Here is a 15,786-nt window from a genome sequence, read left to right as displayed (position 1 = left end):
TAGCAACTATCTTTATTTAGTGATATTGTTTTTAATGAATTTATCTTCGATTCTCTGAACTAATTGTTTTACTCATGGTGGTGGGTTTAACATATAATCAGTTGGGTTACGATAATCAGAGACATTAGAAGATAATTCACCAACCTGATTTAAAATAAAAATCACTAATTCTTGTAAAATGTTTTCATTAATATATAAAGGGGTTAATAATCGCTCAACATATTCATATTGATTTCTAAATTCCTGTCGTAACTGTTTCATAAATGATTTTTCTAATAATTCCATTACTCATTTTCCATTATTTTCTAATAACATTTGCTTTGCACCATTCATAAAAGCTTCTAAAATAATATCGTTTTTTGTTTTATTTAATTTATTACTTGCCAATAATTGCTGATAAATCTCAATATCTTCTTTTTTATATAATCGTGCTTGAATAATAATTAAATTATCTGTCTTTTTATTTCTTCCCATTTGTAACATCTCCTTTCAAACTATGTGGTTGTTTTGATTTATCAATTTCAAATTGTCATTCATCTTTATACTCCATATGTTCTAATCCGGTAATTTTATTATTTGTATTAGTTTCAGGAATATCTTTTTTCATAACTTTCTTTTGCTGTTTACTACTAGTCCAAGAAAGTTTCGGCATTTTAAAAGGTAAATTCTCAAAACTTAATTCTTCTGCTTTACTAACTTCTATTCTTAAACAATGACGATCAAAACCAGAAATTAATAAAATCATTTCACCTTTTTGTGCTCTTGCAATATAATCTTGTTCTTGTGGTGATAATCCACCATATGCTCTATATACTTCACAAACATCTTTTAAATCACTGGGTGCTAAATTCATAATCATTGAATATTGAGTATTATTAATCATGGCCGTTGTTTTCTTTTTAATTTCTTCAGTACCAATAAAATCATTTCAATTTTGTGTAGTTATAATAATTGCTCCCTTGTATTTTCGAATCCGTTTTACCATTTGGTACATAAAATTTAAAGCTACTGGATTATCTTTATCAATTGCTAAATGGGCTTCATCAATAACAATAATAATTTCATTATTATTTTTAAAGCGATTTCGTTTTACTTCAGCTTTAACAAAAGCTAATACTAAATGTAACTGTGCCGCTGTAATTTTTGGAATATCTTGATCAAATAAAGTTCAAACATCATAAACAACAAAATTAGATTTTAAATTCAAAGTAGTATGACCATTTCATAATTGCTTGTATTGACCATCATTCATAAAATCATAGTAAATAATTTCTTTTAAAGTATTTAAAATTGCATCATTGGAATTTATAGCTAAACTATTGTTGATAGTTTTGTACACATCATTAAATGTTGGGAATTGTTCATTAGCTAATTCGGAAATATTTGTCTGATTATTAATTCTAAAAGTTTTATATGTCATTTGAATTTGATTTATTAGAATTCGACGTTCACGTTCAGTCATTTCTTTATACAATGTTTTAAATCACTGATCTAATAATCTTAAGTGATTTGAAACTGGTGCTTCATTAAATTCTTCCATTGCTTTTTCTTCTTTTAATTCAATTTTTAAATTATCATTGTTTTCTCTAAAATTATTGTCCAACACTTGTAGGGGATTAATTCTTCCTACTGTCGCATCACCTGTATCTACTCATTGTCCATTATAAAATTGACAAATATTTTTATATTCACGCTCTGGGTCAATTGCGATAACAGTTCTTCCTAAATTTAAATGGTAACTAATTTCTTTTTTAGTAGTATATGATTTACCGCTACCAGAAGTTCCAATAATAATTTTGTTATGATTTTTTCGTTTATCATCTAATTTAAATTGATCAAAAAGAATTGTATCTCCTGTTGTATTAACTCCCAAATATAATCCTTTTTCATCATAAACACCGCCATTTAATAATGGAAATGAATTGGCTAATGATTCGGAAGGCATTTCTCGACCGATTTTTGACATTAAAGGATCTGTTAGTTGTGGTAGAAGAGCAGAATATGCTTCTAATTGTCGATAAGTTAATTTATCAACTTTAATATTTAAATCTTTCAATAATATTTTTAATCTGTTTTCTGCTTGACGTAATGTTTTCAAATTTAAACCATAATTTAAAAATAAAATATCAACATTATTAACTCTTTCATGCGCACCATTAATCGATTCAACTAAATTTTCATATGCTTCTAACTGATAATTGTTTTCACTTTTATCCACATTTGACTTGGTCATAAATTGTTTAGTTCTTGTATTGTTAATTGCTTTATTTAATGCTTTTTTAAAACTCTGAGTATCAATTGGATTAATGTTTCAAATCATTGTCTGTTCAGCAGTTGCTAAATCAGCACCTCACCCATTCTTAGGAAAAATCGGATAATCATAAACACCATGAATTGCATAAAACAATTCATCCGCTTTAAAATGATTATGATTAATTCTAAACTCTTTAAATGCTAAAATATCTTCTAAATTATTTTTACCACTTTCATATTCTTCTTTTGTAATTGGCTTATCATAAGGATTGAATATTAATTTAATTGTTTTTACTAAATCATAACCATCTAATTTATTAGGGCGAAATCCACCTTTATAAAGTCGTTCAGTTGTTTGTTCAATTCGTAAATTCAATTCGTCAATTGTTTTTGCATAAACAAACAAAAAGAAAGAACGATTGATTTTAAAATTTCCTTCTAGATTAATTGTGTTACCATACATCTCATTAATATAAGAATATAAGCCAAACTTACGAGCTTCATATTCTTGCTTCGTTAAATTCCCTAATTGATATAATTTTTTTAATTCTTTTTCTTTGGCAACATAAAAACTAATTGAATCATTAAAATTCATCGGTAAATCTAATTTTAACAATGAAATTTCAAAATCAGTATTCTTAAAAAAATCGTGTAAATCACTAATTTTTAACATTTGTGTTTCTGGATTTAATAACGAAATATTATAACCGATGATTTGAATTCCACCAATGTAATGACTCTTACCATTAATTTTTTGAGTTTTAATAAAGTCATTTTCAACACAATCATAAGGAACCAAAAAACCAGTATTACTTTTTGAATTAAACTGACTATATTTTTTATTCTGAGATTTATACTTAAAAATCAGTACTAAAGCATATCATCCTTTTACACCAGGCATTATTGTAATTATTAATGGGATGGAAATGAGCGCAAATAAAATTGAAAACCCTATTTTCATAATTGTTGACATTGGTAGCCCAATGATAAAAAGAGTTGTCAAACCAACTCACAGTAGAACAATTAAAATTTCGACTAATCCAATTCCGCGTCAAAATTCTAATTTTGATTTTCTAATATTTTTAGGGATTAAGTTATTCATGATTATTCTCCTTTTTTATTTTTGTTCGTTTTTTACCACCAATTCCTCTTTTTCTTTTATTATGAATATAAAAGTAAATTCCAATTCCTGCACCTGCTGTTCCAATTGTTAATGGTAATAACCATGCCAAATATTTCTGATTAGCTTTGGGAGTTGGTTTAGGTGTTGGGATTGGTGGAATTGGTGGGTCTGGTGGTGCTGGGTCAGCACCAGGATCATTTATTAATGAAAATTCAGAACTACCAACTGCTAAATCAGACGCATCATCGGCATATACTGTAATTAATAAATTAGTTTTTCCTTGGGTTGTATCCAAGAACTTTTGTAACAAAGAATCTGATAAATCACCAGGAGTGTTGTGATGTGTTACTGGGTCTTGCTCAGGAATTCCATTACCAGAAATTCCATAGTCAACATTTAATGTGATATCAAGATAGTTATATTTTGTTAAATAATTCTGAACATTATTAAGAATTCAATTACGAATTTTAACAATATCAAAATCTTGAAAATTATATGAATAATTATCAAACTTAATTTTTGATAAATCATCAGCTTTTGTTGGATCATAATGAGTTGAATTTCTAACTTGAACGCTTGCTGTTCCAATTAGCAAAGTTGACGTTGTAGCCGCTTTAATTGTTAATTTTAAGTATTGTGGATCAGTTTGATTGTTTAATAAACTATCTAAGCCACTTGCATCAACATTGATGTCTTTCCCATCAGGAGTGTAAATAAAATAATCTGTGTTTAATTTTGCTTGAGCAGATTTTTTCGTTATATAAGAATTAACTGCTGAATCTACAGTATCTCTAATTTTTAAAACATCTCTTTCATTTAATTTAACTTCTGATAAAACTCCGGTAATATCAACGTAATTCGCTGGTTGGGGGTCTGGTGGAATTCGTTGAGCAATAACATCACTGGTATATTCTTTTCAATATGATGCCACTTGTTCAAAACTCAATTTACTAATATCACTAGAATCAAGGTTTTTATAAGTTGCTAAATAATTTTTTAAATGAACGCCATGAATTGTTGTTCAGAAATCAACAGCAATATTTGCATTATTCAAGACATCTAAAAAACGAGGATATTTATCTTGATATTGTGCACCAATTAAAACATATTTTTCATAAGCTAATCCATCTGCTGTTTTGGTAACATAATGTCAAAATCCTTCTCAACTTCAATATTTATTATCAGTATCAGAAACAATAGTTGTTAATTTTTGCTTTGAATCAGATGTTGGAAAAGCATTTAAATTATTGTCAACTCCTTCTCGCAAAACTTTATCAACTTGTGATGAATCAAATAACTGTTGCACTCCCATTCCAGCAACTGATCCTTCTGCTAGAAAACCTAAATCATAATCTTCTGGGTTTTTAGTAGGGTCAATTACTTCTCCATCTTTGTTTAAAGGATCTAAGGGAAAAGGATAATCTGATTTTCTTTTAACTCATAAAATTTGAGTTTTAGTTCCAGTATCTGGGTTGACTTCTTTGTCATATTTTGGATTTGTTTTACCATCAATCGTTGGTTGAATTAAAACATTTTGGTCGGGATTATTTTGTGGGTCTCAAGCATATCATTTTTCTTTTAAAGTAGGAACTAAATTATCAATTGTATATTTAATTTCATATTGTGATTTATAAACTCCATCATCATGATAAACAATAATGTCATAAACATTAGTTGCTTTTGATCCTTGTTCAACACGTTCATCAGTCATATCATAAATAAATTTATTATTTAAAACTTGAACCGGTTTACCATTAACTGTCATTCATTCTGAAGAATCACTCAAACCATCAAATTCAATATGGGCTGTTGTATGATATTGAATATTGCCACCATAATTGTCAGTTACTTTGCTAGGTTCTAATTGAATCCCAGTATCGGGAACCATTCCTTTAGTAGAATCTTGCGGGTTAACAATTTGTCCAGGCATAATGTGTAGTCTCTCACGTAATGATTTACTTCAATAGTTTTTTGATAATGTAATGTTAACTGGTGCTGTAAAAGGTCATACTACTTGCTGTTTTGATACTGGGTCAAGAAATTTGAAAGTTACTGTTGCAGTTCGATTGGCATCACTAAAAGCATATGGTTGAATATATTGTTGTCAATCACTATATTCAGTTCCTAATACTTTTGCAATAATACTATTAATTTTTGTCGTTTCATCATTACCTTTTCCGGTTGGATCAGTAATATTTCTTTTATCTTCTAAACTACCTGAATAATCGCTAACTAAGTTAATAGTATTTGATAATGCATTAGTTAAATTATTTTTAATGGTATTTAAATTTCATGAAGATGAAATAATTCCACCAGTATACTTGATATAGGCTTCTGTTCAAATTGATCCAGAACCATATTGGTATGCTTTTGTTCACAAATAAAACCGAATTTGAATTGATGATCCCGAAACAATTGCATCATAATATACCCCTGCCTGGTCATAACTTCCCCATTGAAAATTATGACTTGTATAAGCAAGACAATATGAAGATCCACTTGCTCTTAAAGTATCATTACTATGTCAACTTGAACGTTGTTCAATATTGGCAACTGTAATATAAGTATAACCAAAAGTATTTTTCGATGCTGATTTTCCATCAACATACCCATTTGTATATAAAGTTATAGTTTTATAATATTGCTTAAATTGTTCTCAAGAATTAGCATAATTTGTTCATGTGATTGAAGTATATCCAGGATAAGTTTCTTTTACGGAATGGTTTAAGTTTCCTGATTGACTGTTTTTATTTTCATCAGTATTAGTAATTTTAATGTCAGGATGAAATGGAGTTCCCCGTAAACTACTATACATTGAAATTAATTGTTTGATACTTAAAGGTAGCAATGGAGCGGAAAATAAACTACTTGTGACAATTAATGATAATAAGATTTTCATTATTTTTTATTATTAATTTGTGATAATGTATTATAATTTTGTTGATAAATATTTTGTTCACGTAGTTTTATTTTCTTTGCTTCATTCACCATATTTTGCAAATAAGGGTCTAATAAACTACCTGGAATTTTTCTGTTAGCTAGTATTCCTTCTTTGTCTCACATTAAATAAGAAATGTCTTGATTAATACCAATTCCAACATAATTTTTATTTTTTTGTTCATAAACATATTTTGTATTTATTTCAATTGTTGCATATGGTTTTATTAAATTAGCAATTTTTAATGGGATAATTTTATTGCCAAATTTATCAATTCTGATTTTGCTTTTAACTAAACTGTCTGCTTTAATCACATAATTTTTTCAATTATATTTTTTATTCAATTCCATATTTTCCCCTCCTATAGATAAATTGCTGAGTAAGTTATTAAACAAATAACAAAGATACTAGCACATATAATTATTAATATTAGCAAAAATCGTTTTTGTAATTTTTCATACAATAGTTCATCAAATTCATTTTTGCTTGGATTTTTTAACTTTAATTCTTTTAATTCTTTAATTGAACGTTTCTCCCCGTTATGTTTTGTTCTAATTCCAAACTTTCGAAAATACTTGTATAAACAAAACATTAATATTGAAAAAGATAAGAAGAAAAAAATACTTAAAAATGTTTGCATTAACGGTGTCCTCCTTTACCTAAATTATTAATTGCTTCATTTTGAATATTTCTAAAGATATTAAACGCTTGCATTTTGCTATTATGAAATGTTGAATTAACTGATGAAACTAATTTTGTAAATGAATTTCATTTTAAATTAAATCGAGGTCTTCGGTATAATTCATCTCTGATTAGCTTATTAACAGCTCATGCTCAGGCTCGCATTTGGCGTTGTTTGAAATTAAGATTTTTAATAAACTTAATAATTTGGTTACCACAACGGTTATAAAATTCTTCAGTTCGATTATTAACAAAGTTTAAAGCTACTTGTGTTGAAACTTTATCGCTAACTGATTGATCAATTAGCTTTTGCTGTAAAGTTGATAATTCAGTTTGATATCTCTGATATGGTTCTTTTATTGAAGTAGTTTCAATTAATAAATCAGTAATTCGGTCTAACTTCGGTCGTAAATAATCCATTGTGCTTGTTTGATAACCGGTTTTCCCTTTGGTTGGAAATTGTCTAATTACTTCATTTAAAGCTGAATTTAATTCATTGTATTCATTATTTTCGTAAATTTTTTTAACATTTTGTCAAACTAAACTATCATCATATTCTTTTGATTTCTTATTAAATTTACCTAAAATAGCATCACGATATGAATTAATAGTTTCATATAAATTTGGTTCATTTTCAATAAAACTAGTGACTCTAAACTTTAACTGATCAAAAGCAGCAACAAGTCTTTTCTTTGAAATTCAATTAGTATGAACATACTTTTGCTTGCTTCTACTTCACCAACGTGGTTCTTTTTCAAAAAATAAAAAGTGAATATGGGGATTATCAGTATCCTTATGAAAAGCTGCATGTCATTGAATATTACTTTTATCAAATCCTAAATCATCAAATAAAGTTGGCAATACATGTTGAGTAACTTTCATTCATTGTTCTTCAGTAAAAAATTTATGTTTATTAGCAAATTCTTCTGATAATGAAATAATTCCATCAGCAAATCCGGATTCTGTTTTCTTTAAATTTACCTTAAAATTCTTAATATCTTCATCTGAAAATTTACCATTTTCATTAAATAAACCGGATGAACCAGGACGACGGCCATGATAATCTAAAGCAGTTCCATAGTTTCTAATGTATTCTTCAACATTATTAGTATTACGATGTTTACAATATTCACTAGCTAATTTTTGTTGAAATGAATTACCAACTGAATAAAATTTATCTTCATAATCAGTTGCTCCACCATCAGTATAATATGAACGGTATACTTTGATATTATTTTTTTGATCATAATAAGTTTCAACCCCTGGTGGCATAAAACGAATTAATCGAGCAACTGTGTTTGGTGGTTTAACTGTTATTTTTTTTATAGCAACCATATTATAAAAATTTGACATTAATTGCATTACTTCATATCCCCACATTCTTTATAAGTTATTGATAATTCATGATATATTTTTCTTTTATGTTTTTTTGAACAATAACGACATTTCTTATATACAATATTTCCTTTATATTGCATTAATGTTTTTCCTGACACAGGACATTTAAAATTTTGAATTGCTGACACTAAATTTCCTCCTTAAACAAAAAAAGACACCCAACAAGTAAACACAAAAGATTTTTAATCTTTTACATAAACTTGTCAGATGTCTAGCATTCAAAACAATATTCACTATAAAGTTTTACAATATAAGTATAACACTAATCTTAGTAAATTTAATAATTAACAAAATAATCATTTTAATTAAATTATTTTTGATCCAACTAAAGCTGAAATAATTATTGCAATAATTGTTAAAAATGCCATTATAATTGAAATTCCAGTAGTTCAATAAAATTGCTTTTTTCATTTTAAATCTTCAGTATATTTATTTTCTTTATCCTTAAAATATTTTATGCTTTCCATTGAAAGAGATATTTCTAACAATTTAAGTTTATTAAAATTATTTGTAAAAAATAATGTTCCTGATGTTAATTTTATACTTTCTATTGTTAATTCTTCTTTACCTTTTTGTAGTAAATAATCCAAATAAATATTATATGCTTGAATTATTTCAAGAATAGATAAATTTATTAATTTAGATATATCTTCATTTGTTTCTTTTAAAGGTTTATTAGTTAAAACAAATTTATCATTTTTAAAAAAAGTTAATATTTTGACATTCTTTAAAAAAAGTAATAGGTAATTTGTTGCATTTTTCATATGTCTTTTAATAATTTCTAAATCAAGAATAGAGTTATCAACAATTAAATTGGTTAAAATTCTTGTGAGTTCATCATATACACTATATGCTAATTCATAATAAGTCATATAATAGCCATTTTTATATAGCAATTCTTGAAAATCAAAATCAGTATATTCATAATTCCTTGCTAAGTTTACTTTAATACTACGCTTAGTTAAAACTAAAAATTCTTCTGATTGTTCTAAACTATTTCTATCAATAACCATCTTTTACAACCTTTCATAAATATATTTTATAATAGTTTTAATAATTATTACATTTTTTATTTTATAGTTTCGCTTACTCTTCTGCTCTTACTTTCTTTTTTGCTCTTTTACTTTCCAACCAGGATAAGAAGTGCATACAGTTATGTTAAAACCCCATATAAAATATGGTGTTTAACTGTATGCACTTCAACTAAAAGTGTAAACAAATTTGCATCATACAAAACAAAAACGCTTATTTAAAAGCGTTTTATTTGTATACAAATTTGTCTACACTTTATGCAACTCGGAAAGCCGAGTTCATTTGGTCTAATAATTCTAATCTTTTTGTGTTGTTTCTTTCAATTGTTGATTAATAAAATTTAATTTTTTATTTAACTCTTCTACTATTTTCTTATCATCAACAGTTTGTTCAATAAAATCCTTAAGCTCAATATTTAAAATTTGAGTTTGGATACTTTGTTTTTCTAATTTTAATCTTTCCAATTTATCATTACTATCATCATTTGAATACTTATTTATAATTGAATTTAACTTATTATTGAAATTAATATTATTACTTGCTAAATCATAATAATATCTTTCTTTAAACTCATTATCTGTAATAGGAATGCTAGTTGAAGTATCAACACAACCTTTAATATAATTTTGTGATTTTCACATTGGAATAAATTTAGCTTTAAAAGGTTTTTCTTTTGAGTAAATAACTATTCCTTCACCAGGTGGCAATGAACGTAAATCACCAGGAGTAATTAATTTTGCCTCACGAACCGATGTTGAACTTGAATCATTTTTCCCTTTCGTGCTACTTGAAGTTGAAATAGATTTTGAAACAACAGTTCGTTCACCAATCATATCAGAATAATAACTAGCTGTCTTATTATCCATTGTTTGTAAGAAAATATGCATACTACAGTTATTATTAATACTTTGTGCCATATCCTCACCATATTTAGAAACCAATTGAGGTTTATCTTGAATAATTAAAAGTCATCAAATATTACGTCCTCCGGATACTGATATTTTAGGTCCCATGTCCGGAATTTGAGGAATATTAGCAAATTCATCTAAAATAAAATAAAATGGTCTGGTTAACATTTTATTTGATTTATCTGCCATTTCAATTAATAACTTGTAAATTTGAGATATAAATAATGTTGCAAAAACATGGCGATCTGTTCGATCATCAGGAACAATTAAAAACACGATATGAGGTTTATTAATGATTTCAGTTAAGTTAATATTATTATTTGCAATTAGAGTCCGTAAAATTGGATCACTAAATTTTTCTAATCCTGTTTTTAAACTTTGTAAAACTGATGCTGTTGTTTCTTTTGCCCCATCTAATAATGATGAAGCTGAAATTCGAGCAGGATGTGTTACATCCAAACTTTTTAGATAATCAATAATTTCATCTTTATTATTAATCATTGGTATAACCGAAGCCAAATTAAATTTGTTTTCATCAAATGTTTTATTTGATTTCATATCATAAAGAATTGCCATTAGCAATCCTTTAACAACACCTGCTGCTGACTCTTGTCAAAATCGTTCTTTAGGATCGGTTACCGAAAATAAAGTTTGACAAATATCAGATAAATAATCTAAAGCTTTTTGCTGATATGAATAATATAATGACGCATTTGTATCTTTTGGGTTATTATTATATTTATCTTCTAATTCACAACCAAATTTTCAATTATTAAAAGCAATTGATAAAGGATTCCAAAACAAAGATAGTTCTGGATTTCTTAAATCTAAACGAATTACTTCATAACCATTTTCTTGAAAAACTTTTGAATTTGTTTCAAATAATTCCCCTTTAGGATCAGTTACTAAAACACTAGGTTTAACATTACTTCTAGCAAATAATTGTAAAGTAGGAATAACTACTCCTTGTGTTTTGCCACTACGTGTTCCCGCAACTACCATAGTATGAGTTTCATTCCGAATATTAACCATCATATTTTTAAGTTTGGTTTCATATGAATTTGCTACAATACCATAATTGTCATTAGGTTCTAATAATGAAACCAATTTATATTTTTTATTTATCTCTTTTTTATCAGCTCATGACGCAGAACCATAAGTATTATCTTCAGAAGACGATATATATTTTTTTGATTTTTGTTTAAAAATCAGTAAATATAATGAATAAAGTATATATACTATTGAAAATAATAATCCAATATATAAATACTTATTTCCGGAATTATTCAATAGTTGGTTTTTTACTGTTTCATATGTTATTTTATGTTCATTGATAAAAGAAAAAAATACAGCACTAAGTATTAGAAATAAAAAAATACAAATAGGTAATAAAATTAGTAAAAAAGTAATTGCTAGTTTTCTTTTTTTAAATCATTTTTTCATAAGTCCTCCTTAAACAAAAAAGACACCCAACAAGCAAACACAAAAGATTTTTAATCTTTCACATAAACTTGTCAGATGTCTAGCATTCAAAACAATATTCACTATAAAGTTTTACAATATAAGTATAACATTAATTTCCACTATATAAATTATGATACAAAGTATTATTTTTTCTTTACAATATTTTTATTTTCAGAAGAAAATAAATCAATATATATTTGCCTATTTTCAATAGGCACATTTTCTTCTATTGAATCATTTAAAAATGATAAAATAAATTCCACAGACTGTGTAATAGTACACTTATCATTATCTAAATCAATAAATCTAGGTGCTAAATTGTGTAAACTTATTAACATATTATCAATTTCTTCTTTAGAATAAGATGTATCATAATTTTTATTAAATTCTCTTCTTATTACTGAAAGAGTTGGTGTTTCAGTATCTTCATGTTGAAGATCATAAATGATTTTAAGTAATTGTTTATATGGTGGCTGAACTTTTGTTTCTTTACATATAAAATTTTTTACTCAAATATCTACTTCGTTTGGAGTATGCGCTTCTTCAAGGCATATTTTAAAATCATCAAAATTAAATTGTTTAGTTGGAGCATAAATAAGCAATTTAATTAATGTATCTATTTTAAATAGGGTTATTTTTTGTTCCTTAGCTTCTTTAGATATTGCAGAATCATCTTTCTCTTGTCCTTGATATCCTCTAGATATTATTATTGCATAATCAGCTTTATAGTCATTTTTATGCCTTCTAATGCCACTTTGATTCGCAGTATCTGCCCGTATCCCATCTTTTTTTGTACTTTTAGCATCATATGTAAATTTATAATTTTTGCTAGAACCTACTTCTGCAGAGCAAGCTTCAGCAATACCATCTGGCTTGTTAGAACCTCCTATTTTTTCCACAGAAAATCCAAGTGCTCTAAATGCTTCAGCAGTTGCATTTTCTAAACCATCTGCATCATCTTTTGCTTCATTTAGCAAATGTACAGCTGTAAAAACTCCTTTAGGATTTGCTAAAACTAGACTTCGTAATAAGTTATCTCGAGTTTTCATAATACTTTTTATTATATCATTATCAATTCTTTTTTCATGCAATAAGATTTCTGTAAGAAATTCGGATGTCGCCATATATTCTACAATTGTTTTTGTAGTATTATTTGTCATAAAATTAGAAACAAAAGGATGAGATAGATTGACAATCATTCTATGAGAAACAAAATCAAAATTAACAATTGGAGCTGCATTACTCAATGATTCTCATTTTTCCTCTTTAATAATTTCTTTATCTTTAGAAACACTAGCATAATCAGAAATCAAGTTATCTATATTTTCAATAGGAGGCAAATTTAAGGTTGTTACACTATTAATTTTTCCCGCTTTAACTAAATTTAAAAATTCGTTTATAGGTTTTTTTATATAAACCTCAGAAGTCTGTTTTATTCTGTATTGTAAGCTACTTTTAATATCTTTTTCTTCTTGAGAATTATAATAAAATTCTCTGATTTCATTTATTTTTTTACTTAGATATTTTTTTAATTCAACATATTCTTTAGTATCTTTAATTGATTCTCTTGTAGATGTTAAAAATTGATCTAACTCATCAGCATAAACAAAAACTTGAAGTCTATTAAAAACACCATGAGAAATAGCATCCATCCCAAGCAAAGGATCATCAAGATTTACTAGGCGACCTCTAACAAATAAAAATATACCATTACTTCTTCCCAATCTATCTGATTTACTTTCAAGCAAAGAATCTTCATATAATATAAACTCACCTTTAATATTTTTAATGCTAGATAAATCTATATAATAATTGGTTTTATCTTTATGAGATGACATTGTATCATTTTTTTTAATTAATTGACTGTCATCTTTCCCTATAATTCATTTCTTTAATATAGGAATATTTAATTTTGATGACTGTATTTTTGTTCCATTTAATTTTAAATTAAAAACCGGACTTAATGGTAAAGCACTTCTTAAAATTCAAGATAATCTTCCAATCTTTATTTCACTGGCTTTTTCCTTTAAATCAGAAAGTATAGCAAATGTCCAAGATGTTTTTGATGTTTTGCCAAATAGTTTAAAGTTTAAAAGATTTTTATTTTTAATTAATGGTAATATTACTGATTCTACTTCTGCTTCAGATGCTTCCTTTTCATCAATATAAACTATTTCTTCTTGGTCTTTTATTAGGGAATAATCCATAGTTGCTAAAAAGAACTTATTATTATTTTTAGTAATATATGTTAATTTATTAGCTAAAATATATGTAGATAATTTCCCTATTCCAAATTGACCAATTTGTAGTCGCTTTTCATTTAATTGAAGATCATTTCTTTTATTAGAATAACCTATACGCCATAAATCCTTTAATTCTTGTTGATTCATACCGCTACCATCATCACAAATTCACATTATAGAATTTCCATCAAATTCACCATCTGGAATATATACACTTACATTATTAGCAATCGCATCATATGAATTACAAATTAATTCCTCAAATGCTTTATTTGCGCTTGAATATAGTCCAGCAGAAAAAAGTTCTATAATTTTATAATTTATTTTAACTGGTACATCGTCTATTTTTTTACCTATTTTAATTTCCATTTGTCTTTTTTCTTCCTATAATTATAAATTCTTTGCTATAAATTTCTCGACCATCTTTTTTATTACTAAATTTTCCATTCTCATCACGGTAAGGAGTTAAATATTTATTTGATATTTTTCGTCTTGATATCATTTCAATTTCAAATCCATTCTTTAATAAGGCTTCACATAGAAATTTTGAATTTTCCATTTTGATTTTTTTATAGTCTGTATCTCCTATTACAAATACTACCCTACCATCAGGTTTCAATAACTCATTACATTTATTAACTATAATATTCATTTCTTCATAATATCTTGCAATTGATTTTATTTTGGCAGAAGCTATTTTAGTTTTTTCTAATTCTTCAATTGTTTTCTTTGCAGTCACGTTCAAACTTTTATAATTAATACTATAAAAATTTGTGTTATATAAACTTCCAATTGAACCTTTTCTTAATTCTGTATAATCTTTAGAATAACCAAGTCATAAACTTGAAAGTTGATGCAAATCAGCATACTCATAAGATGTAACATAAGGTGGACTTGTAATAATCATATCAATTTCACCAAAATGTTCTGTATTATTTAAAATATTTTGGCATTTAATATCAGTAACCACATCGGGATTAAATTTATGATTTTCTACTAATTGATTAATTGATTTTAAAATTTTTTTAAAATTAATTTTATATTCTTCTATTGGAATTGCGCATTTTTTATTAGGGTCAATCTGTGGTTTTATTGACTTTGATAACCAACGAGAACATTTCTTTAAAGAATTAGAAAAAATACAATAAAACAAATCTAAGTATTTTCCAGATTTTATTACTTTATCTATTGAAACTTTTATTTTTAATAACTCAAGATATTGTTCTTCAAAAAACCAATATTTTAATCTTTCATTAGCTTTGTAATAATTATCAGAGGAAACAATTGTTTTACTATAAAAAGTTAATATTTTATTTTGGTATTCTTCTACTTTCTTAATATCATAATAATTACCTTTTGCTCTTGAAATCATTGCAGCAACAGGATTTATATCATATCCTATAAAATTATAATCTCTTTTTTGCGATTCTAAGGCTACTGTGCCACATCCACAAAAAATATCACCAATAGTTGTTAATTTTTGTTTTTTCTTTCTTGCATACTCAAATGATTGATTTGCAATTAATGCAGGAAACTTTGCAGGGTATATATGGATTTTATGCATTAAAGATTCATCTTGATTATCTTGATTCCAATTGTCATCTTCCTGTATTTCATTAAAATTAATCTTGAAAAGAGTTTTTAATGTTTTTATGGGAAAATTAATTTTTGTATTATCTAAAATCATTTTTCCTCCTTTTTTCTTTTAATTAATTTAGAACTTAATTAATAATATACCACAAATTT

General features: G+C 26.3%; 11 protein-coding genes. All 11 read right to left on the bottom strand.

The window, feature by feature from the left end; genetic code table 4:
* Positions 1-12: 12 nt before the first annotated feature.
* Entirely contained in the window at positions 13-474 is a 462-nt protein-coding gene (locus QPK10_RS05100; protein ID WP_368486925.1) for a hypothetical protein, read from the bottom strand.
* The gene (locus QPK10_RS05095) at positions 461-3,355 is read right to left on the bottom strand and encodes an Mbov_0397 family ICE element conjugal transfer ATPase (RefSeq protein WP_368486924.1); all 2,895 of its coding nucleotides are present in this window, start codon (positions 3,353-3,355) and stop codon (positions 461-463) included. The genes QPK10_RS05100 and QPK10_RS05095 overlap by 14 nt, the downstream gene beginning before the upstream one ends.
* Positions 3,348-6,275, bottom strand: coding sequence for an Mbov_0399 family ICE element protein (locus tag QPK10_RS05090; RefSeq protein WP_368486923.1), 2,928 nt, complete (start codon positions 6,273-6,275; stop codon positions 3,348-3,350). Before QPK10_RS05090 ends, QPK10_RS05095 begins: the two co-directional genes overlap by 8 nt.
* Positions 6,275-6,664 carry a hypothetical protein gene (locus QPK10_RS05085; RefSeq protein WP_368486922.1) on the bottom strand — a complete coding sequence of 130 codons (390 nt, stop codon included), beginning with the start codon at positions 6,662-6,664 and terminating at the stop codon, positions 6,275-6,277. The genes QPK10_RS05090 and QPK10_RS05085 overlap by 1 nt, the downstream gene beginning before the upstream one ends.
* Positions 6,665-6,675: 11 nt before the next feature.
* The gene (locus tag QPK10_RS05080) at positions 6,676-6,954 is read right to left on the bottom strand and encodes a hypothetical protein (protein WP_368486921.1); all 279 of its coding nucleotides are present in this window, start codon (positions 6,952-6,954) and stop codon (positions 6,676-6,678) included.
* The gene (mobL, locus tag QPK10_RS05075; protein WP_368486920.1) at positions 6,954-8,357 is read right to left on the bottom strand and encodes a relaxase MobL; all 1,404 of its coding nucleotides are present in this window, start codon (positions 8,355-8,357) and stop codon (positions 6,954-6,956) included. Before mobL ends, QPK10_RS05080 begins: the two co-directional genes overlap by 1 nt.
* Positions 8,357-8,521: a hypothetical protein gene (locus QPK10_RS05070; RefSeq protein WP_368486919.1), complete on the bottom strand. Its 165-nt coding sequence runs from the start codon at positions 8,519-8,521 to the stop codon at positions 8,357-8,359. The genes mobL and QPK10_RS05070 overlap by 1 nt, the downstream gene beginning before the upstream one ends.
* Positions 8,522-8,698: 177 nt before the next feature.
* A complete protein-coding gene (locus QPK10_RS05065; protein WP_368486918.1) occupies positions 8,699-9,406 on the bottom strand; it encodes a hypothetical protein in 708 nt (235 codons plus the stop codon).
* Positions 9,407-9,721: 315 nt separating this feature from the next.
* Positions 9,722-11,776, bottom strand: a complete 2,055-nt coding sequence (locus tag QPK10_RS05060) for a VirD4-like conjugal transfer protein, CD1115 family (protein ID WP_368486917.1) — start codon at positions 11,774-11,776, stop codon at positions 9,722-9,724.
* Positions 11,777-11,940: 164 nt separating this feature from the next.
* On the bottom strand, positions 11,941-14,409 hold the full coding sequence (locus QPK10_RS05055) for an ATP-binding protein (RefSeq protein ID WP_368486916.1): 2,469 nt from the start codon (positions 14,407-14,409) through the stop codon (positions 11,941-11,943).
* Entirely contained in the window at positions 14,399-15,727 is a 1,329-nt protein-coding gene (locus QPK10_RS05050; RefSeq protein WP_368486915.1) for a DNA methyltransferase, read from the bottom strand. Before QPK10_RS05050 ends, QPK10_RS05055 begins: the two co-directional genes overlap by 11 nt.
* Positions 15,728-15,786: the final 59 nt, after the last annotated feature.

It is taken from the genome of Spiroplasma sp. DGKH1 (assembly GCF_040940205.1).
GTDB lineage: Bacteria > Bacillota_I > Bacilli_A > Mycoplasmatales > Mycoplasmataceae > Spiroplasma.
This window is presented reverse-complemented; position numbering and strand designations above follow the sequence as displayed.